The 19,844-nt window shown below is 48.9% G+C and carries 19 protein-coding genes; 3 read left to right on the top strand and 16 right to left on the bottom strand.

The genetic code is table 11. The features are described 5' to 3' along the window. Window positions 1-7: 7 nt before the first annotated feature. The 4 genes from NST44_RS20460 to NST44_RS20445 all read right to left on the bottom strand — a co-directional run bounded on the left by NST44_RS20460 (window position 8) and on the right by NST44_RS20445 (window position 2,967). A complete protein-coding gene (locus tag NST44_RS20460; RefSeq protein WP_007128071.1) occupies window positions 8-469 on the bottom strand; it encodes a MarR family winged helix-turn-helix transcriptional regulator in 462 nt (153 codons plus the stop codon). A 223-nt stretch (window positions 470-692) separates the two neighbouring features. After that, complete coding sequence (locus NST44_RS20455) at window positions 693-1,889, bottom strand: MFS transporter (RefSeq protein WP_213615633.1); 1,197 nt, start codon at window positions 1,887-1,889, stop codon at window positions 693-695. A 389-nt stretch (window positions 1,890-2,278) separates the two neighbouring features. Continuing rightward, window positions 2,279-2,716, bottom strand: a complete 438-nt coding sequence (locus tag NST44_RS20450) for an Rrf2 family transcriptional regulator (protein WP_007128073.1) — start codon at window positions 2,714-2,716, stop codon at window positions 2,279-2,281. 35 nt (window positions 2,717-2,751) lie between these two features. After that, window positions 2,752-2,967, bottom strand: coding sequence for a hypothetical protein (locus tag NST44_RS20445; RefSeq protein WP_213615635.1), 216 nt, complete (start codon window positions 2,965-2,967; stop codon window positions 2,752-2,754). Window positions 2,968-3,408: 441 nt separating this feature from the next. Here NST44_RS20445 and NST44_RS20440 point away from each other — a divergent pair, with 441 nt between their 5' ends. Both NST44_RS20440 and NST44_RS20435 read left to right on the top strand, forming a co-directional pair. Further along, the gene (locus NST44_RS20440) at window positions 3,409-4,365 is read left to right on the top strand and encodes an ABC transporter ATP-binding protein (RefSeq protein WP_213615774.1); all 957 of its coding nucleotides are present in this window, start codon (window positions 3,409-3,411) and stop codon (window positions 4,363-4,365) included. A 2-nt stretch (window positions 4,366-4,367) separates the two neighbouring features. Then, complete coding sequence (locus NST44_RS20435) at window positions 4,368-5,201, top strand: ABC transporter permease (protein WP_007128076.1); 834 nt, start codon at window positions 4,368-4,370, stop codon at window positions 5,199-5,201. A 190-nt stretch (window positions 5,202-5,391) separates the two neighbouring features. Here the strand turns inward: NST44_RS20435 and NST44_RS20430 are convergent, their stop codons facing one another. From NST44_RS20430 to NST44_RS20405, 6 genes are all read right to left on the bottom strand, one after another. Beyond that, window positions 5,392-6,075, bottom strand: coding sequence for a DUF3995 domain-containing protein (locus tag NST44_RS20430; RefSeq protein WP_213615637.1), 684 nt, complete (start codon window positions 6,073-6,075; stop codon window positions 5,392-5,394). Window positions 6,076-6,166: 91 nt separating this feature from the next. Then, on the bottom strand, window positions 6,167-6,721 hold the full coding sequence (locus NST44_RS20425; protein WP_144869870.1) for a TetR/AcrR family transcriptional regulator: 555 nt from the start codon (window positions 6,719-6,721) through the stop codon (window positions 6,167-6,169). 353 nt (window positions 6,722-7,074) lie between these two features. Continuing rightward, window positions 7,075-8,301 carry a copper amine oxidase N-terminal domain-containing protein gene (locus NST44_RS20420; RefSeq protein ID WP_340900494.1) on the bottom strand — a complete coding sequence of 409 codons (1,227 nt, stop codon included), beginning with the start codon at window positions 8,299-8,301 and terminating at the stop codon, window positions 7,075-7,077. Between the two features lie 289 nt (window positions 8,302-8,590). Next, window positions 8,591-9,319: a VOC family protein gene (locus tag NST44_RS20415; RefSeq protein WP_007128080.1), complete on the bottom strand. Its 729-nt coding sequence runs from the start codon at window positions 9,317-9,319 to the stop codon at window positions 8,591-8,593. A 356-nt stretch (window positions 9,320-9,675) separates the two neighbouring features. Continuing rightward, window positions 9,676-10,557: a Vgb family protein gene (locus NST44_RS20410; protein WP_208604284.1), complete on the bottom strand. Its 882-nt coding sequence runs from the start codon at window positions 10,555-10,557 to the stop codon at window positions 9,676-9,678. A 40-nt stretch (window positions 10,558-10,597) separates the two neighbouring features. After that, window positions 10,598-11,086, bottom strand: coding sequence for a DUF6022 family protein (locus tag NST44_RS20405; RefSeq protein ID WP_007128082.1), 489 nt, complete (start codon window positions 11,084-11,086; stop codon window positions 10,598-10,600). A gap of 124 nt (window positions 11,087-11,210) precedes the next feature. Here NST44_RS20405 and NST44_RS20400 point away from each other — a divergent pair, with 124 nt between their 5' ends. Then, the gene (locus tag NST44_RS20400; protein WP_244152642.1) at window positions 11,211-11,966 is read left to right on the top strand and encodes a MerR family transcriptional regulator; all 756 of its coding nucleotides are present in this window, start codon (window positions 11,211-11,213) and stop codon (window positions 11,964-11,966) included. A 244-nt stretch (window positions 11,967-12,210) separates the two neighbouring features. Here the strand turns inward: NST44_RS20400 and NST44_RS20395 are convergent, their stop codons facing one another. From NST44_RS20395 to NST44_RS20370, 6 genes are all read right to left on the bottom strand, one after another. Further along, entirely contained in the window at window positions 12,211-13,629 is a 1,419-nt protein-coding gene (locus NST44_RS20395) for a sensor histidine kinase (RefSeq protein WP_340900491.1), read from the bottom strand. Next, entirely contained in the window at window positions 13,626-14,339 is a 714-nt protein-coding gene (locus tag NST44_RS20390; protein WP_251534813.1) for a response regulator transcription factor, read from the bottom strand. Before NST44_RS20390 ends, NST44_RS20395 begins: the two co-directional genes overlap by 4 nt. A gap of 138 nt (window positions 14,340-14,477) precedes the next feature. Further along, entirely contained in the window at window positions 14,478-16,679 is a 2,202-nt protein-coding gene (locus tag NST44_RS20385) for a M1 family metallopeptidase (RefSeq protein WP_340900489.1), read from the bottom strand. Window positions 16,680-16,739: 60 nt separating this feature from the next. Further along, a complete protein-coding gene (locus NST44_RS20380; protein ID WP_007128087.1) occupies window positions 16,740-17,108 on the bottom strand; it encodes a YxeA family protein in 369 nt (122 codons plus the stop codon). A 12-nt stretch (window positions 17,109-17,120) separates the two neighbouring features. Further along, a complete protein-coding gene (locus NST44_RS20375; protein ID WP_340900488.1) occupies window positions 17,121-19,052 on the bottom strand; it encodes an ABC transporter permease in 1,932 nt (643 codons plus the stop codon). After that, window positions 19,039-19,806 (bottom strand): ABC transporter ATP-binding protein, encoded by a 768-nt coding sequence (locus NST44_RS20370; protein WP_007128089.1) that lies wholly within the window; start codon window positions 19,804-19,806, stop codon window positions 19,039-19,041. Before NST44_RS20370 ends, NST44_RS20375 begins: the two co-directional genes overlap by 14 nt. Window positions 19,807-19,844: the final 38 nt, after the last annotated feature.

The following is a 19,844-nucleotide window of genomic DNA, read 5'->3' as shown; positions in this document are numbered from 1 at the left end:
ATCTCTATTATGAGTTAGTCTTGCTTATTTCTTTCATTTGTTGAATCTTGCAGTTCAGCTTCTGTAGAGCTTGAATCATGCCAAGTCGTTCCGATTCCGTAAGATCTGCCTGCAGCTCCTCCATAAATCGGTCTTTCTCCGCTTTAAACATCGCTACCTTTCTCTTACCTTCTTCGGTTAGCTGAACCAGCGTAATCCGATTATCGCTCTCACATCTTGTTCGCAGAAGTATTCCTTCCGCTTCCAGCTGCTGAACATGACGGGTCACCGCAGCCGGATCAATAGACACTGCCTTCTGCAGATCCGATTGGCTAATCTGGCCGCCCGTCAGTTTGCACAGGAGTTCGAGCCGATTGGGACTTACTCCGGCACATCGTTCAAACCGGGTTGCAATATGCTTGTTTAAATGCATTAACAAGTACAGCAGGTCCTCTGTATGACATGTAGAGATGATAAATACCTCCTTCAATTCATTGACTCCTCAATGATTGATGGGTCAATCATAAATCTTGATTTATAAAAAATCAAGTCCTTTGGAGAAAAAAATATCGACAACGGTTCTATTCAGGGGCCAGCTTACGGAACTATTCTGCTCCTGATCGTATCAAATTACGTTCCAAAGCGAACCAGCAACAACAGTTTTATAAGTTTGCGCCCGCCGTAAGATTTGTTCATCATGTTTGTTGCGTAGCTTATCCAGAAGCGCCCGAATCGTCTGCGGCGGGCGAGTGACCTGAATGTGCCTCACGCCGCTCCAGGCGCAGGCTCACTGCGAACAAGACGAGTGACATCGCCGTCATAGCGCCAGCGAAATAGCCGATTTCCCCGGCGGTGGCGAAACGCACGACGACTCCACCAGCCGACGCACCCAAAGCGCTTCCGGAAGACTGCAGCGACAGGACGATGCCTGACGAAGGTCCTGACAGCCCGATCAGCCGATGCTGCTGCGCAGGATTGAACATGTAGCCGCTGAACCCGTACAGTGCCATTGCACTCACCGCCAGTACGAGAATGCCGGGACGGCCGGCAAAGCCGTTCAACGCAGACAGAAGGAATAGCGAGGCCGTGAGCAGGATCAGCGCCAGCAGGACCGTCCGATTCGGGCCGATCCGGTCCGCGGCGATGCCCCCCGTCCGCACCCCGATGAAGCTGGCGATACCGGTCAGGCACAGCACGACGCTGATCATCCGGCCACCGGCACCGTAGCCGGCGAAAAGTTCTGAAACGTACGTAAAGAGCGAAAAAATTCCGGTAGCCCAAGCGAGCGTTGTCAGCAAGGCGGATAGCAGCTCCGGCTGCTTCAAATACGACAGTCTCTCACGCATGCCGACCGCCCCAGCCGGTGCCACCCGAGGGAACTGCAGCTGGATAGCTAGTGCAGCGAGCAGCGTTACCCCGCCGACGATCCAGAACGTCATGCGCCAGTCGAACGTCAGGGCGACCCACGTCCCGAATGGGACGCCCAGGATCAGGGAGACGGTCTGCCCAGCTACGACGATCGACACCGCACGCCCTCGCTTTTCAGGAGCGGCCAGCGTAGAGGCGGCGGCGACTGCACCCGGCGAGAAAAGGCCCGCTCCCAGCGCAGCGACGATCCGCCCTGTCAGCATCCAGCCGTACGAGGAAGCGAACCCGCACACCACGTTTCCGACGGCGAGCAGCAGCAGCGAGCCGAACAACAGTGTCCGGCGCTCCATCCTCCCTGTTAGTGTCGTCAGCAGCGGCGACGTCACGGCATAAACGAGCGAGAACGCCGTCACCAGCTGTCCGGCAAGCGCCGTCGACACGTGCAGCGCCGCCGCCAGTGTCGGCAGCAGACCGCCGATCATGAACCCTTCCGTGCCGATCGCGAACGATCCGAGCGCTAACCAAAAAATTCGTTTGTCCATGAAATCCCTCTCCTTAATCTAAAATCGACTCTTCAATGGAACTGAATAAGTTACAATGTGCAATATAAACACGCTTGGTTTGCGGCGACAGCCTGAACTATTCATGCCATCAACACAACTGAACCAGTTACATTGAATGCCTAGATGCGCCGCTTCCGTTCTAAACTGAACTTGAAATCTTCCTCCCCCTTCTCATTGCAACTGAAATAGTTACATTGATTAGCGTAGAAAAAGACGCGGATCGGTCTTAATCAAACGGCAAGCCGGATTCCTTGCCGGGGTTCTCGGACCGGCCGGAATCCAAGCCAGCAGTTGTGTCTGATCGGTCCACCATTTCTGACAGCCCACCAGCGAGCGACTCTTCACAGATGTTTGCGGTTGCAGCGGCATCACAGTTTCCCGTGCTCAAGCGCTGAAGCGACCAGATCGCCGATTGACTCCTGTGCCAGCCGGAGCTTCAACGCTTCCTCACTGTCCTCATAAACCCGCTGCAGGGCAGGCTGAATGCCGTGGCCGATAATACAGCTGGGGTTCGGCTGGCTGTGATGCATCTCGAACAGAGGTGTCTGCACAACAGCCTCATACACGTCCAGCAGGCTGATATCTTCCGGACGGCGAGCCAGCTTCCAGCCTGCCCCTGTCCCGCCATGCTGCACGAGTACCAGGCCCGCCTTCGCGAGCTGTCCGAGAATCCGCCTCAGAAAAACCGGGCTCGTTCCCACGCTGTTCGCGATCCGGTCGGAAGGGAAGAATTCGTCCTTTTCCGCCCAATAGGCCAGCCAAGTCAAAATATGAAGCGCGATTGTATAACGGCTAACGATGGCCATGTTCGGCATCCCCTTTCAATAAAACCATTATAGTTTCATTGAATCCCACCAGTCAACGATTTCCTATCCGCATAGGAAATGCACGCGTCATATTGATGAGTATCGAGTATCGATAAATTTTCATAATCATTAGTTACGGTTAGCCGAGATTCTCCATCCAGTATCTTTTCAAGTTCTTTGGCTACAGGCCCAAGCGGATGCCAGGCACCTGCATTATCATCGCCAATCCGCAAAATGTTCTTTTTATCCATTTCAACCAACTCCTCCATAATGTTGTACTACGGTAGGAAGACGGCGGAAATAGCAAATGGACGCAAAATTTCTAAAATAAAAATTCATTTGAAGTGTGGGGTGAAATTGTGTTGGATATTACCGTAATTTCGCGCAAGAAGTTATTGGGGGTTACACGGAAGAAGATGATGTCTCTCTAACAGCTATAAATTTCCTGCCAATCAAAGCATTGGACTAAGGAGCATAGCAGCTTTCTCCGTCCTCCGACGGAGACGAAAACCATTCTACCGCCCGTCACTCCATGGAAGCACATTACGATATCTTTAGAGTAACGTCTGCTGATTTACCGTTAAGCACGCTATTAGAATCATCTCATCAAACGATTAAGCAACCAACGAATTCAAACTCTCATGAGGTTCAGACACGCAGCAGCAAAACCATACGAACAGAAAGGGGCAAGAATCTTGAAGCTGATTTATCAATTGGAGCATGTGAATAAAACGTACAAAAAAGGAAAGGTTGTCGCCAATCAAGACATAAGCTTCGACGTTCAACAAGGAGAGATTCTCGGCTTGCTCGGTCCGAATGGCGCAGGCAAATCCACGCTAATCAAGCAGATGGTAGGTCACCTGGCTCCCACCTCAGGTACGGTTCGTTACAAAGGAACCAGCGTACAGACCCAAACCAAACGAGTTGCCCAGGAGGTGGCATACTATTCGCAAGAGCCTCACGCCCTGACCAGTTTAAAAACCTGGGAAGCTTTGTATTTTACGGGAAGATTGCGGGGGCTGACGAAGGAGTCCGCCGTAGAGCAAACAGAGGAATTGTTGGAACGCTTTGGTATGCAGGATCTCCGACATAAGCTGCTGAAAAACGTTTCCGGCGGACAGAAGCGGTTAATCGGGATTGGAACTTGCTTGATCGGCTTTTCCCCCGTCATGATTCTGGATGAGCCGACCAATGAACTGGACCCGAAAAAGAGAAGGCTCGTATGGGATCTGATACAAGAACGTAATTGCCAAGGTGTCACCGTCATCTTGGTAACACACAACGTGCTCGAGGCCGAGCAGGTCGTGGACAGAGTAGCTGTTGTAAATCATGGCAAGCTGCTCGCCATCGATCATGTCAGTGTGTTGAAACAAAGGGTCGATCAGCGGATGAAGCTGGAAATCACGACCTCCTTAGGCGAAAGCGATTATGTTTGCCAAAGCTTAAGTGCACTGGGTCACTGGACCAAAATGGGAGAAAACCGAATCCGGACACTGATTGAGAAGCAAGACGCCAGCCGCGCGATTGACGCCCTGACTGAGAAGCAATTACCGATTGAAGAATACTCGTTGGTTCCGCCGAATCTTGAAGACGTCTATTTTCATATCGATGACGAACAAGCTAAGCCTGCCGATGCGGAGGTGGTCTAAACATGGAAAAAATTCAACCATCCATGCAAAGCCGAGACTTTCAACTGCAAGAAGCGGTCTTTCTCCAAGGGCAAGAGCATCAGGGCTCCGTTCGCCGCCGCATCATGGAATGGCTGATCCTGGCACGCATTCAGTTCACGATCATTCGCGAGGCGTGGGTTTGGATCTTCATTATGGCATGCATGTTTCCATTAACGACGCTGCTGTTTCTCAAATTCTTTACGCTCGACCCAACCCCGGCTGTCATGACCCGCATCATTACGGGGAATATGCTATTCGGCTTAATCGTCATGGGACTCAATTCCATGGCTCAGGAGATATCTTGGCAGAAGCATCAAGGCCACTTCACGTATTATTCGTCACTGCCGATTGCCAAGGTAAACTTCATCTTCGCCAATCTGCTGCGCGGCTTGATCATGAGCGTACCGTCTTTTATCATCCTGGCGATGATTGGCCAACTTGCTTACGGCATACAATTCCACTACAGCTGGGGACTACTCCCTGTTTTGCTGCTCACTGTCTTTAGCGTGGTTGGCGCCGGTGTTCTGATCGGCTTCTGGTCGCCTAGCCATCAATTGACGAATATGCTGGTTCAGGCGTTGATGATGTTCATTTCATTTCTGACGCCAGTCATGGTGGATATGGATCAATTGCCTTCGATCCTGCAGTGGCTCTCTTATATCTTCCCAACCACTTACGCCGCTGAGGCCATGCGGGAGGTGCTGATTTCGGGCTGGTCCGGGTCTGTCGCCTGGAATACGCTTGTACTCTTGCTGTTCTCGCTGATTTCCATCGCATTGATCTTGAAAAAGGTAGATTGGCGTGTTGAGAAGTAGGAAGAGGTAAAGCCCATTGCTATGATATGTCAACGAAATCGCCCTTTCCCTCCTTGTCTGCTTAAGGCATCGTTCCATACTTCCGAAAGCATTTACAAGCAGCTAAGACGCTGCAAGAGGCAGCTGATCGTTTGATCAGCTGCCTCTATACATGGTTTATCATTGCATCTGAACTCCCTCATGACTCTTCTTAAAAAAAGCTTAGTTTATCAACAAAGTCAAAAACGATGGCCGCAACAAAAATCGCAGTAACGATAGTGGTGATCCACGAGAAAATCAGTGTGCCCCGTCGCAAAGCAGAGAGTGAAACGCCTCTTGTTTGCACATAATAGGCTGCTGATAAGCTTGACAATATCCCCATGATGAAAAACCATGGTTGGTATACAAACAGATCCCACAGCGCATCGACACGCATATCCACGTCTCCGCTAAATGCCGGCGGCATTTTCAAACTTATGAGGCCTGTCAAAAAGAGGACTCTTGTAATGATTCCTGCAGCTCCATGGGCGATTAAAAAGACAGAGCAAATCAGCGTTGGGAATAACAATAATCCTCGGTAAACACTCACTCCACCGATCCATGGAATCCATGAAGGGACAACCCTCCCCCATGGTTTTACGAGTCCCAACAGAATAAACCCGCACAGCATAATAATTACACCAACTACGTAACTTGCTTTATAAATGCCTCCAGTGGGATCAATAATTGGAGCTGAAAGGCCAATGGTTCCTCCTGCGGCCTGATAGAATCGGACGAAAACCGCATACAGGAGAGCCCAGAAGCAGCCAACATAAGCCGCCCATTCTGACGTTTTTGTAAAGCGTGCATACTTTTTCCAACCAATAGCGAAAGATGAATCAACATTACGTTCCATTAGTCAGCACCCCCTCATTGGTAACAATTGAAAGTCGATTCGCGTAAGCGAAAAGCCCGTCATTGATAACTCCTACTACACCTCGTACTACCTACACATCTTTTATAGATGCCTGAATATTGAAAGCCTTCTGTACTTCCCTGTAAAGTTTCACTAGATCTTGCTCCTTAACAGGGGGCAGGAGCTGTTGACTTCCTACATGGAGACTGTAAAATATTAGCGCCATAGTACGAGCACGTTCACGATCTCTGTAGAGAAGGAACATCATCTCCTCAAGGTAATCGATTCGCCTTTGATCAATTCGTTGCTGGTAAGAATGCACAAAGGGTTCCATTAACGCCCAAGCACGCACAGCCACCTCCAGGTTTTGATTCCGGCGTATCGATTTCTCCATGACATATTCGAACTTATCAAGGGGTGAAAGTTGTTGTTCCGCGAACTCAATGGTATTCAGTGTTCGTTCTGTTTCATATAGAGAAAGCAGACTTTCTTTATAGTCCTGCCAACTCTTGAAATGATGGTAGAATGCCCCCTTTGTTACCTTTAAACGTCCTATGAGCGTTTCAATGGTCAGGGAGGCAGCCCCTTCTTCGGATAAAATCAGAAATCCTTCCTCTAACCACTGTCGTTTTTTTTCTGTGACCATTCAAAATTACCCTCCATCCAAAAATTTCCTCAACAAAACCATACCATACGGTATGGTATGTTTCAATGTTTTGTTCCAGCATGATTGGTGCTGCAAACAGCAAAGCGCTGTAAAAGCTACAAAGGAGGCTAGTTCTTGAGTTTTACCGTGGCATCGGCTTGAGCAGGATAGGATTTTTTAAAATCTGACATGATTTCAAGGCTTAGGATATATTTCGTTAAAATGCTGGCGAACCCCTTAAAGCAAAAAAAGTCGCTAAATCAGCGACTTTCAATAGGACTAAATCTCGTCTGCTTGTTGTCTTCAAAGCCCGGAGTCAGGCAAGAGGTGTTTATCATTTCATAAATAGCCGCTTATTTCATGTCCTTCCAGCTTTTGAAATCGTGAATGGCGAAGCCTGCATAGCTTGCATAGTGCGCCAATTGATTATGGGCGGACTGTAACTCTCTTTCCATCACTTCACTGCTCATAGAATGGAATGAAACCCGCGGCCCCTCCGTGCTTTCGAGCGTCTCTACAGCTACCACAACCTTCTTCTTTAGCGTTGAGGCTTCTCTCAGTATGGCCTGCGCATTGTCCACAATTCCATTGCTGCCTAACGCATGATTTCGATAATTCATGATGACCAGGGAATCGAACTTCTCCAGCAACCATGCGCTCATACTGTAATCCGTCCCCGGTACATTTATCGTATTCAGCCAAAACGGAACGTCGACTGCGATGTTCAAGCCGCTCCCTTTGGTTTCTTTCTCGATCAGTCTCATATTGTCCATCCAGCTTTCAAGGATGATCTTATTGTCCTTTGACCATTCACTTAGCGCATACGGTTCAATATCAAGATGCAATCCCGAAAACCTTGCTTCCGGGCCAACCGAGGAGTTATAGGCTTTCACCCACGTTATAAATTTTTGAATATCCTCCTGCTTAGATGTATAGGCCCATTCGGGACGACCCTCAAGTGCCTCCACTTGAATTCCTTCGCTCTTCGCTTTTCGAATAAAGCTCTCATATACTGCCGGATCAATATCTCTGTCGATCTGAAGATAAATAGACGTTAACCCTTTTGTTCTTGCGAAGATAATAATTTTGTCTTGATCCTGTTTCAGGATGGAACTGTCCCATATCCACGTGCCTTTCGGAACTCGGGCCACTGAAGTCATGATGCTTACCCGATTGCTTGAGGGCTGCCAATCCACAATTGCATGCAAGGCCTCGCTAATGAAGCGAAGCGGGACCATCGTGCGACCGTTTTTAAGGACCGCAGCCCCTTTAAAATCCACTCTTTTTCCATTCACCTGTGCATGATGATCGCCAATCACCAAAATTATGTTGTCACGTTTAAGTGAGATCGTGATTTGTTTTAATTTTCCGTTCCATTTCGCAGTAGCTCCGAGCTTGTCGGAGACAAAAGCAAGGGGAACCATCGTAAGGTTCGTTTTTGGATCGACGTATGGGTGCTCATCTGGGAATTGTGCTTCACGGCCATCCACGGATACTCGGACTTCAGATGCGTAGATAACGGTGTGAAACGCAGCTAAACTTAGCATGATCGCTACAGTGCACACAAGCAATTTTCTCATGGGTGACTTCCTCATCTATTTAAATTTTGTTCTTACTACAAACGCAAGGTCCATAACGAAATGATAAGGTATGTAATAATTGGCACTTCTTATGTATTTTACCGAACCAAAGGCGATGATCCCATAGGTCGCTGCTCCCAACTCTTGAGTCGTTTGAGGCCTCTCAGGCAAGGTTTGCCCTGCAGCGAAGAGCAGCCTTAGCTTCATAGGCGGACTTACGAGTTTAAATACTCGGCAATGGCAGTTATCAGTCGTGACAGAAACTACTTATAGGTATAGGCCATCCCGCTCAGGATGGCCACAATGTATTGTTTACAACACGAATGAAGTAGGGATACGGCTCCAATTGAAACTCCCCTTCGTTAGGATCGAGAATCGTCATTCGAATTGGGTGAACCTCCGGAATCTTCATCGAAGGATACCACCCGATGGCCAAATCCCCCAAGATGAACATACCATGCTCGTCACCGAGCATTTGAAACATCTTTCCGTCCCCGATATAACGCGTGACGTCGAACCGAGAATCAAGGCGCTGGATGGCATCCGATATGCTGCCGTGAAGGGGAAATCCGATCTCGCTGACATTCAGAATGGATTCGTGACCGAACGGTTCAGTCGAGGCATTGTCCATCCGATGCCGAGCGATGAACTCCACCAGATTCCCCGAAGGATCCTCGAAATAGAAGGCATGTGCATCCGTTCCTTCAAAATATGCAATGTCTTCGTTTGCCTGGATTCCTGCGAACGGAAGGGGCGCAGCGGAAAGCACCTCACAACCTTTGGCTTGAAGCCAGCTTTTCGCTTCGCGGATTTGGTTCTCGGGGATATTCATTGCCAGATGGTAGGACGGCAGCACCCCTTCCTCCTCCTCTTGAATGAAAGTCAACCGCGTTTCCCCGACAACGATCGTGATTGAATGCTTCGTTATATCTGCTAAAGCGAATCCAAGTCTTTCTGTGTAGAATTCCTTCATTTCGGCTAACCGGGCGGTTCTCAGTTCCAATTCGATGATTTTCATCTTACTACCTCCTCTAGATAATTGAGTTAGACAGGATTTGCAGCCACACGCTGTCATTAAACAAGACTGGAAGGAGGCGGAAAATGTGACAAAGTAAAAATGCAATTAAGTAAAAGAGACCCACATTGAGCTAGGACAAGAAAGTCTTTTACTCCAAAGAAAAAAGCCGCATATTATGCGACCTGCGAAGCGATTACATCTCGATTAAAAATTTCCCCATCGTGGTTTCCTACGAACGTTTTGCGATTTGTTGCCCAAATTGGGTTTGGGATTCAGGTGACAGCATCTCTCGAGGCTCTGTCAGCTTCTCTGCTGGCCGCCCGCGAGGGGCAGCATGAGATGATCGTCTCATGCTGTTAAGGAGAGATGATGAGACGTCCAATCTGGTTGCACTCTTCAGCGAACCAAATGTCACCCTTTGTGCCAATCGCTATACCGTGGGGCTCGGCGTGATTAGTCGGGATTGGATACTCTGTAATCTTTCCTTGAACCGTAATTCGACCGATTTGGTTTCCACCCCATTCCGTGAACCAAAGATCCCCATTTTCCCCGGATATGATAGCATGGGGCTTGGCATTCGATGTCGGAATCATATATTCCGTAACCTCGCCAGATGTTGTCATTCTTCCGATTTTATTGCTCATGATTTGCACAAACCATAATGCCCCGTCAGGACCGCTCGTAATGCCTACAGGTCCGGAATTTGGTGTTGGAATCGGAAATTCGGTTACATCACCTTCAGTAGTTATTCTACCGATTGAATTCCCTTGATTCTGCGTAAACCATAATGCCCCGTCTGAGCCGGGAACAATAAATGAAGGGAATGTGTCTGAGTTAGGCAACTCAAACTCGGTCATCTCCCCCGACGCAGTTAACCTTCCGATTCTGCCGCTATTCATTTCTGTAAACCAGATGGCACCCTCACGATCTTCGGTTATGCCGAAAGGGGCTGAATTCACGACAGGAAGTTCATATTCTGTAAAATAGCCATCGAGCGACATTCTACCAATCTTATTGGCTTGATACTCGGTAAACCACAAGTCCCCGGTCCGATCCGATATAATCGACATCACTCCGGCACTCTCTGTCGGCAGGGGGAACGAAGTGATCTCGCCTGCGTCATTAATTCGTCCAATCCGATTGCCCCGTTGTTCCGTAAACCACATGGCTCCATCTTTTCCCCTCGTTATTCCGTATGGCCCGGAATCCTGCGTTTTGACTATATATTCATGTATCATGACCTTCACACAAATTACCTCCCCAAAAAGCGATTTATTCTTATTCCATAATCCGTCGAATCCCTTTTGCGATTTGTTCTCTCTCATGTTCGCGCAGCGAATAGAGCACAGGTGCCCTTGGAATATCGAACTTCAGATGAGAATGAGGGATTTCGGTTAACAGAGTTCCAATGGGCTGTTGACCATCCTTACGGCGTATAACGTTCCAGAATATTCTAGATCGTTTATCTTCGGTCCCCCATTTTTCAAGCGAATTACGAAATATCAGACATTTCCCGATTACGAAATCATGTTCCTTGAGGGGCTCCGCTGCAATGAACCCCGCGTCTTCAAGGCTGTCAAATAGTGCGGGCATCAGCTGGTCCAAATACCGTCCATAGGCAGCATCCTCGATTTCGCGAAAAGCGGTCGTTAACTCATCCAACATCGCATCGTATAATGTTTTCCATTCGGATTCGATGTACTGATTACCTGCCACGCAAATTTCCTCAATGGTCATATCAGAACGCAGTACTGGTTTTACGGTCATATAAACTCCTCCTTGAATTGAATTAACTTCATCATACAACATGTAAGCCAACTGGAAGGTTCAAGGAAATTACATGAAGGAAATGAACAAAATATCCAGAATAACATTGCAAAGGTTTTAATGTTTGCGCATTTTTGCCAAAGGTGGGGATCACATGGGCTTTCGCCCCAAAAAGCTTGCAGAAAAATACGGGCTAAGCAGCAACACGCTGCGAAACTATGAAGCAAAGGGGCTGATGCCTCCTGCAGATCGATCTTCCAACGGATATCGTATGTATACAGAACGGCATGAAGCTTTTCTGGCATGTATTCAAGCCATGACAGCCGCATTTGGGATGGAAGTAACCAGCCAGGTCATGCATTGTCTTAGGCGAAATGAGCTGGATGACGCGTTGTGGATCGTCAGGGATCGAGAGGTCATGCTTCATCGGGAAAAAGCAAATTTAGATCAACTAATAAGGGAGCTGAAATCGTATTCTGAAGGTAGTCGAGCTCACGACATTAATCATCATTTCAGCATCCACGAGGTTTCCAGACGGACGGGGGCTTCGAAATCGGCAATCCGTTACTGGGAGCAATGCGGCCTGTTCACTACGGAGCGAGACCCTGATAACGATTACCGGTTTTATCACGAAGCGCATCTCTTTAAAATTCGATTGATTCAGGTGCTGCAGAGCGCTGTTTATTCCGAGGAAACCGTGAACTTGAAGCAATCCGTTGCACGTTTAGATCTAGAGAACATCGAGGATTCGATGAAGGTTTCTGATCGTATCCAAGTTCACTTGAACAAAACGATCAAACTTCAGATGCGCGCTCTCTATTTTCTATATCGCTTGATTGAAACAATAGACAACTCGGAAACAACCGCGGCTGATCATTAATCGGTTCTCCAGTACTGCCGTCTTTATGATTTTATGAATTAACATCATTAAATTTCTACACTTGTACCAATACCGTAAATAGTATAGAAGCCGCAGCTATCATTTCTGATAACTGCGGCTTCCTGGTTAATCAACGATCTTTGACGACCATCGATTTGCTTAACTTGGGTTTGATCTGGGCTTGTTTTTTTCTATTGCCCCATCGTCTAACAGGTATTTCTCTACGCCAAAGGATTTTCGCTTCTTAAGCTTGAAGCAAGATCTCGATTCGCGTTCCGCGAAGTAGCTCGCTGTCCACATGGATTTCGCCACCATGAGCCTTCACGATATCGTTTGCGATGGCCATCCCGAGACCGGATCCCTTATGCAGCTCTCCTGTATGGGTTCCGCGGTAATACCTCTCAAATATCCGTTCCAGCTCCTCTTTCGGGATCCCTTTGCCTTGATCCTCGACAACGATTCGAGCTCTATCGCCTTTCTTTTCGACGCTGACAAGTATGGAAACATCCTCATCGTTATGAACCACCGCGTTGTAGATCAAATTGGTGACCGCACGGCGTATGAGAATGTCATCAGCCTCCAAGAGGATGACTTCCTCGCTGTACTGGAAATCGATATTCCGGTTACCGTAACGGGCATCGTTCAACGTATCGATGACAGCGCTTCGGACGAGGCTGACGATGTTTACTTTTTTCAGATTCAGCTTCAGCCCCTTGTTTCTCAGACGGGTGGACAGGTTCAGGTCCTCGATCACGTCTTTCAAATAGTGCGACTTCCGTTCAATAATTTCCGCGTAATCCCGCATTTCCTCGACCGTAAACTCATAATCCCTGTCCCGCATCATTTCGGCGTACCCCTGAATCGAAGCAAGCGGGGTTTTGATATCATGCGAAATGTTCGCGATCCACTCCTCTTTCATCCGGTCCAGCCTTTTCCGTTCCAATTCGCTTGCACGCAGCTCCTCGGTCAGCATGTTGACGTTGTAAAACACGTCCTTATAGATGCCCTTCGTTTCGTGATGTAACTGGTAGTTTTTATGTGCCAGCTGTTTAATCCCGTCGATGAGCGCGGAAAGCGGCCGGGTTAACCTCTTGCTGAACAGATAAGCGATGCAGAGTGCAATGAAACCGTCGACGCAAATCACGGTCACGATTCCGATTTGAAGAAAACGTCCGACCTTCCGAATATCATAGGTGAAGATATTCCGCTCCAGATAAGGGTCCTGAAAGCCGATCAAATAGCTGTAGCGCTCCCCGTTCCCCTGCTTCTCCCCGATAAATACGGTCGACATCAGTTCTTTTTCCATGTACTTGTAAGTCTGAACGATATCCATCGGCGTATATTTGGTTTTGGCTTCCCGCGGCACTCGAAAGCCATAGACTTGATTACCGTTTTCGTCCAGGACTTGAATCCAGGCCTGATTGCGCTCAAGCGTCTCCTTTCCCTGTCCGGTGATGTCCATTCCCGATTCGGAAAGGACGATCTCTTGCCCGAACGAGCGGGTGATGGCCTCGGCTGAATGGTCTCCGTGACGAAGCGGATACTTTGGCGATTCACTCTGATATACATAAAGCCCGATGATTACGAAAAGGTTAATGAAAATGACGATAACGACAATGAGAACGACGGATGCCAAATATCTCCCGGTCAGCCGCCATTTCATCGCACGGTTTCCTCCACGGCCAGCTTATATCCGAGCCCCTTTACAGTCACCAAAAATTGCGGGCTTGAGGGATCCTCCTCGATCTTTTCCCTCAGCCGCCGAATATGGACCATGACCGTGTTGTCATAACCGAAGGAATCCTCCCCCCACACCTGATCGTACAGGCTTTCCTTGCTTATAATCCGGTTCGGGTGCTTCAGCAAATAGCTAATCAGGCCAAGCTCTTTCGGTTTGAGCTCAATAATTTCGCCGTTTTTCTTCAGTTCCAATGTATGTTCGTCAAGCTCGAACGGGCCGGCCTTCAGCGTATGTTCTTTCTTTATCTCATCCTGCGCAGTCTCCGTTCTTCTGAAGCGGGCTTTGATCCGGTAAGCGACTTCCTTCGGACTGAACGGTTTGGTGATGTAATCATCACCACCGATGGCAAATCCGAGGATTTTATCGATTTCCTCGTTCTTGGCCGACAAGAAGAATATCGGCACGTTCGAAACGCTCCGGATTTTTTTGCATACATCATACCCTTCGCCATCCGGGAGCATGATATCTAAAATGACGAGGTCGGGCTGCTTGTCCTGAAACCGAATCCATCCTTCTTCGGCGGAAGAGGCGGCATACACATGCTCGAAGCCTTCCTTATGGAGTACGGTTTGCAGAAGCTTGACGATATCCTCCTCATCGTCGACGATGAGGATTGTTTGACTTAGCGGCAATCGGTTCGATCTCCTTTCTGGAAGCAGGGAAAAAGACCGGCAGCTAAAACCTGCCAAGTCTTCATCAATCATTTTCCCCGCCCTTCCAATACTATAACCATATATCGTAATGGGCAATATTGGCCAGAGACTCTGCTATTATTCTTCGTCGAAAAATTTCGCCATCGGGTTAGCGATCTTTTTATCTGTTGCGACCTGGCCTGTTTTGTTCAAAACGTAATACTGATAAAAGTTGCCGCTAAAACCTAGCGATTGCAGGATCTTCTCCGCAAATGGTTCGACCGCGTTGTCGCTCAAGGCGTCACCGTTCCAGAAAAAATGCAGTAGTAGACGGTTATGATTGTAAGGATGCTTAATGACGTATGCACCCGAAGCTGCCTTTTGGTTCATCCTGCTTTTCCAGTCGAAGCCGATGGCCTGCGATTTCTGGATGATTCCGGGCTTAAGCGCCTGGATGAGTCCGTTCGTTTTCGCGCTGCCGATGGCAATGATATTGCTGGTTCCCAGCTCCTTTTTCAGCTTTTTCTTAAGTGTTTGCCGATCGGAAACGACCTCGTATGGAATGCCCATGATTCCAAGGGTCCCTTCAAGCTGTGCCAAGATCGTCTGCTGCTGCTTTTTCGCTTTGCTGCCAGCCTGATCACTCACCACGATTGCCAACGGTTCGCCTTGCAGCGCCTTATCCACGATGCGGCTCATCGTTTCCGCCGGAAGATTCGCAATTTGGGCCAGAGAAGAATGGTACGCGGCTTTAAACTGTTCACGCCAATACGAAGCCTCTTCCGCCTCAGACAATCGGTATTCGGGCTTTAGGGCAAACTGCGGATCATGCAGCGCCTCGTCCATTTCCTTTCGTGCTTCATTTCCGAGCGTATCCTGAATCGTCTGCAAAAGCCCTTGGATCGTCGCGTTTTTGTAATGGTACCGCTTGAAATATTCCTGCATGAACGCATCGAAATTGTCCTCGCCCACCTTGCGGTACAGCTGGTAGATGGCCAGGCGTCCTTTTTTATAAAAGACCGGGTTGGCCTCGCCCCCCGCTTCCGTATTGTTTGAGGCGATCGGCTTGTCTATAAAAGACACATCATCGACTTGGATCGAATTGAAACCGTTCAGCTTATCGCCCTGTTTTTCTGCAAAATACACCATCGAAAAATCGGCAAACCCTTCGTCCAAAAACGACTCTTTCTCCGAATCGTTGCCGATCAAGGAATGGAACCATTGATGGGCGATCTCGTGCACGAATGTGGTATCATGCGCCGGATCGCTATTGGGCCGGATTTGCCCCATTTGGATAACCCGGGCAAACTCGACCGCCACACCCTCTACGTACGACTCCGCGATCCTGAACTCAGGGTAAGGATATTTCCCGTATTTTTCACTAAAAAATTGAATAGCTTTAAAAGCGGTGTCGATGTATTCATCGACGAGTTTTTTCTTCTCCGGCAAATTGTCGAAGTAATAATATTCAATGGTCAGGCCGTCACGCGTTACGCGCTCAACCTTATAATTCGGACTGGCAAAAAAGACATGCTCCCGGGTGTTATTGGCAACGGCGGTAACGACTTTCCGGCCGGGCTCTTTCGGGTCCGCCTGAGTGGTGATCGTCCCCGGCATCAGCACTTGATAGGCTTCCGGCACGTTAATATGAACTTCGAAATCAGATGAATCGTAATAATCGGTTTCGAAGGTTTTGCTGTACGGCTTTTTGTCCCATGCATGCTGGTTCTCGTTATAGACCGACATGACCGGGAACCAATGTGCGCCGTTGATGATGTCTTTGTAGTAGGACAGGCGCTGCATGCCGAACGGAATTTTCACCTCAAAACCGATTTCAACCGTCACCGCTTCCCCCGGCTTTAGCTCCTGCTGTAGTTTAACGGACAAGGCCTGATTGCTGTTCGAAAAGGGCACGGGTTTTCCTTCAGCTGCCACGCTTCGGATATCGATGCCGCCAAGAAAATCTTCCGGCTTCTTCTGCGGATTTTCCTTCCGGATCTCCTCGTTGTTTTGCTCAAACATCGAGGTTTGGGTCGCCTTGGATCGGTTGGCGTCGGCAAACGTGTGGAAGACGATTTCCGATAGCGTATCTTTGGACATGTTCCGGTAGGTAACGGTTTCGCTCCCTTTGATGCGCATGTTTTTCTCGTCAAGCCGGGCGTCGATCCTGTATTGGACCTGAGCATGCTGTGCCTGATCTGCCAGAACGGACCGGGCGGATGAAACAGCCGGCGCGGCCCAGGCTTGGGATACTTGAATCAAGGGACTAACTGCAAGCGCGACAATCAACGAGCCAGTCAGCGCTTTTTGAGATACAGATTTGAAGTTTGTTTGAATCATAAGTTTCTCTCCTCATAGGTATGTTTAGTAAACATCATTCGAGTTCCCCGGATGAAGAATCTATTGCCCGGCATTGGCCAGCTTTTGCTTCGCTAGTTCAGGCAGTTCACTGGCCTTTACTTCCTGGTAGGAACTGACTCCATCCCCCTTCACATAAATCCGCAAATATGCGTCCTTGCGCAGCTCCTTGCCTGCCGTAAAGGTGAGGCTTTTTTCCTTTCCGTTAGAATCAAAGCCTTGCAGTGTGTATTCGTACGATACATACTTCTGTCCACTGTCAGACTTATCTTCCATTTCCTTTCCGTCTTGAGTAATCTGCACGTAATATTGCTGCGCGCCGATGCGGTTCAAATTCACGTTTTGGATGAATACGACGAATCCGACCAGTACGATCAATACGACAGCTGTAGCGATAAACCCCTTTTTCATTCCTGTTCACTCCTATTTTCTATTGGTAACGATTTTGCAGTACGCATGCACAGTCAAGAAATAATAGATCAAGTAGATGCCGACATAGACACCCATGCAGGTCACGACCGGAACGACCAGATTGGTCATCATCATTTTCGATAAGGCCGATAGGGCGACGGCGCAGTGGGCAATTCCGAAAGCGAGCGGCAGAGCAAATATGAACATCACTTGCTTGGCGACGGATTTGCGGATTTCCCGTTTCTTGACGCCGATTTTATGCAAAATCATATAACGGGCTTTGTCGCTTCCGGCTTCCGTCAGCTGCTTGAAGTAAATGATGCTGCCCGTCGCTGCCAAGAACACGAGTCCGAGGAATCCGCCCATAAACATTAAGAGGCAGGAGGATTCCATTCCCCGCGAGTAATCTCCGTAAAAGCTTGAAAGCTCCGCTTTCTCCGGTAAAATCCCATCGAGCAGCTCGGTCAGCTCTTTCGCCTTGTCCTGATGCGTGATGCTATAGGCTTCGACAGCCATGGCCTTGGCATTCGGCTTAAGCTCCGCAAACATGTCATCGCTGACGACAATGGTGGAGTAGACCGTTCCAAGATTTAACACGCTGTATTTTTTTAATGTTTTGAATTGGATGGTTTTATGGAATCCTTCTCCCTTCAGCTTGATCGACGAACCGACATACTCCGGCGAAATGCCTTCCAAATAGACTGGTTCAAGCGCTGCGGCTTCGCTGCCTGTAAGGCTTATGGCATCGTCCCGCCCCTGGAGCTTGGCCAGCCGGTTAAAATCTCGGCTTGATATGACCGTAAACGACTGATCCTCCTCCCCTAAAGCGTTATTCAGGCTGGAGGTGTCGGCATCCACCTCGAGGAGAGGAATGGACTCATGGTAAAGCACTTTATGCCCCGCAGCCTGCTTGATCGCCTTATCGGCTTTTGCTGCGGCCGCACTGTCAACCCCGATAAACATATAGCTGTTTGGATTCGCAAGCTCGGCGTTCGTCCGGGTGTTGTAATACGTGCTGTACGCCGTTCCGACCGCCGTCAGCGTCGTTGCGCTTAGCACGGCAATGATCGTGAGCGTCCGCGCGTTGCCCTTCATCCGGTACAGCAGCTGGGAAGTCCCGATCAGGTTCAGTCCACGCCAGTAGCTTGTTTTATGTTTGCGGGCCAGCTTCAGCAGCGTAACCGTCAACGTGTTAAACAGCAGGTATGTGCCCAGGATGACGGATATCAAAATAACGAGCGGAGTGAGCATGAAGCCCATCGCCGCCCATGCCTTGGACGTAAGCAAATTTTGCAGCGCAAGCCAGTAGCCGAACCCGATGAGCGCTACGGATAGTAACGCAATGACCGCGGATGACTTCGGCTCCTTCTCACCCTCCTGATCCGCCCGGAACAGCTCGATCAGCTTAAATCGATAAATTAAGCGATAGCCTTGGACCGATGTGATCAGCGAGATAATCATGAACACCACGAAAGTATTAAAGATTGCAGCCGGGGAAATGGAGAAATCCGCCATGACGGCGTAACCCATCACCTTCATTAAAATCATGACAAAAAACCGGCTAAGCACCGCTCCAAGCGCGATTCCGACAATCAGGGCCAGAATGCCCATCAGGAAGTTTTCATAAAACAGCATCCGTCCGATCTGTTTTTTACGGACGCCCAGCAGCGAGTACAATCCGACCTCTTTTTTGCGCTTGCGCGTGAAAAACGAGTTGGAATACCAGATGAAGACCGCCACGAATACGATCAGCACGACCGCCGCTCCGCTGAAAGCCGAGCTGATCTTCTGCGATCCGTCAGATGCCGTTTGAATGGTGCTGTCGTATTTCAAGGATACGAATGTAAAATAAATGACGATACTGAAAATCATCGATGCGAAGTAAAGAAAGTAATTCGCGAAGTTTTTACGGATGTTTTTCCCGGCAATCTTAAACAGCGTCATGATGTCCACCTCCGAGCATCGCCAACACCTCAAGAATCTGCCCGAAAAATGCTTTTCTGGTCATGCCGTCTTTATGAAGCTCTTTGAACAGCTGGCCGTCGTTAATGAAAATCACTCGGTTGCAGAAGCTCGCCGCATAAGCGTCGTGCGTCACCATCAGGATGGTCGCTTGGTTGTGCTGGTTCAGCCTGCTCAAGCTTTCCAGCAAGCCGGTTGCCGATTTCGAATCCAGCGCGCCGGTAGGCTCGTCCGCCAAGATCAGGCTCGGATTCGTGACGATTGCCCTCGATGCGGCCGCACGCTGCTTTTGTCCTCCTGAAATGTGGTACGGATATTTATCGAGAATCTCGCGAATGCTGAACATATCCGCGATTTCTTCCACCCGCTTTTCGATTTCGGCTGCCGGGACTTTGGAAAGAGCCAGTGGCAGCAGGATATTCTCCTTGACCGTCAGCGTATCGAGCAGATTATAGTCCTGAAAAATAAAGCCGAGTTTATGACGGCGGAAATCGGACAGCTTTTCCTCGTTCATGGAAACGATGTTTTGCCCGTCGATCGTGATTTCGCCGGAACTCGGCGTATCGATGGTCGAGAAGATATTCAGCAGGGTCGACTTTCCCGCTCCGGATGGGCCCATGATGCCGACATATTCTCCTTCACTAATGCTCAGGTTGATATTTTTCAGCGCCGTATATAGGTTTCCTTTCGTGCCGAAGGTTTTGTTTACGTTGTTTGCTTGCAGTATGGTTTTCATGGGATCTCTCCTTAGGCGTCTCGTGAATGTATATCCAA

This window comes from Paenibacillus sp. FSL W8-0919, assembly GCF_038003785.1.
GTDB lineage: Bacteria > Bacillota > Bacilli > Paenibacillales > Paenibacillaceae > Paenibacillus_AQ > Paenibacillus_AQ lactis.
This window is presented reverse-complemented; position numbering and strand designations above follow the sequence as displayed.

Excerpts from the sequence above, each read along its gene's own strand:
- NST44_RS20455 (WP_213615633.1), bottom strand. The coding sequence starts at position 1,889 with ATGGACAAACGAATTTTTTGGTTAGCGCTCGGATCGTTCGCGATCGGC.
- NST44_RS20410 (WP_208604284.1), bottom strand. The coding sequence starts at position 10,557 with ATGATACATGAATATATAGTCAAAACGCAGGATTCCGGGCCATACGGA.
- NST44_RS20425 (WP_144869870.1), bottom strand. The coding sequence starts at position 6,721 with ATGGTCACAGAAAAAAAACGACAGTGGTTAGAGGAAGGATTTCTGATT.
- NST44_RS20395 (WP_340900491.1), bottom strand. The coding sequence starts at position 13,629 with ATGAAATGGCGGCTGACCGGGAGATATTTGGCATCCGTCGTTCTCATT.
- NST44_RS20415 (WP_007128080.1), bottom strand. The coding sequence starts at position 9,319 with ATGAAAATCATCGAATTGGAACTGAGAACCGCCCGGTTAGCCGAAATG.
- NST44_RS20385 (WP_340900489.1), bottom strand. The coding sequence starts at position 16,679 with ATGATTCAAACAAACTTCAAATCTGTATCTCAAAAAGCGCTGACTGGC.
- NST44_RS20435 (WP_007128076.1), top strand. The coding sequence starts at position 4,368 with ATGGAAAAAATTCAACCATCCATGCAAAGCCGAGACTTTCAACTGCAA.
- NST44_RS20450 (WP_007128073.1), bottom strand. The coding sequence starts at position 2,716 with ATGGCCATCGTTAGCCGTTATACAATCGCGCTTCATATTTTGACTTGG.
- NST44_RS20375 (WP_340900488.1), bottom strand. The coding sequence starts at position 19,052 with ATGACGCTGTTTAAGATTGCCGGGAAAAACATCCGTAAAAACTTCGCG.
- NST44_RS20405 (WP_007128082.1), bottom strand. The coding sequence starts at position 11,086 with ATGACCGTAAAACCAGTACTGCGTTCTGATATGACCATTGAGGAAATT.
- NST44_RS20445 (WP_213615635.1), bottom strand. The coding sequence starts at position 2,967 with ATGGATAAAAAGAACATTTTGCGGATTGGCGATGATAATGCAGGTGCC.
- NST44_RS20370 (WP_007128089.1), bottom strand. The coding sequence starts at position 19,806 with ATGAAAACCATACTGCAAGCAAACAACGTAAACAAAACCTTCGGCACG.
- NST44_RS20380 (WP_007128087.1), bottom strand. The coding sequence starts at position 17,108 with ATGAAAAAGGGGTTTATCGCTACAGCTGTCGTATTGATCGTACTGGTC.
- NST44_RS20430 (WP_213615637.1), bottom strand. The coding sequence starts at position 6,075 with ATGGAACGTAATGTTGATTCATCTTTCGCTATTGGTTGGAAAAAGTAT.
- NST44_RS20420 (WP_340900494.1), bottom strand. The coding sequence starts at position 8,301 with ATGAGAAAATTGCTTGTGTGCACTGTAGCGATCATGCTAAGTTTAGCT.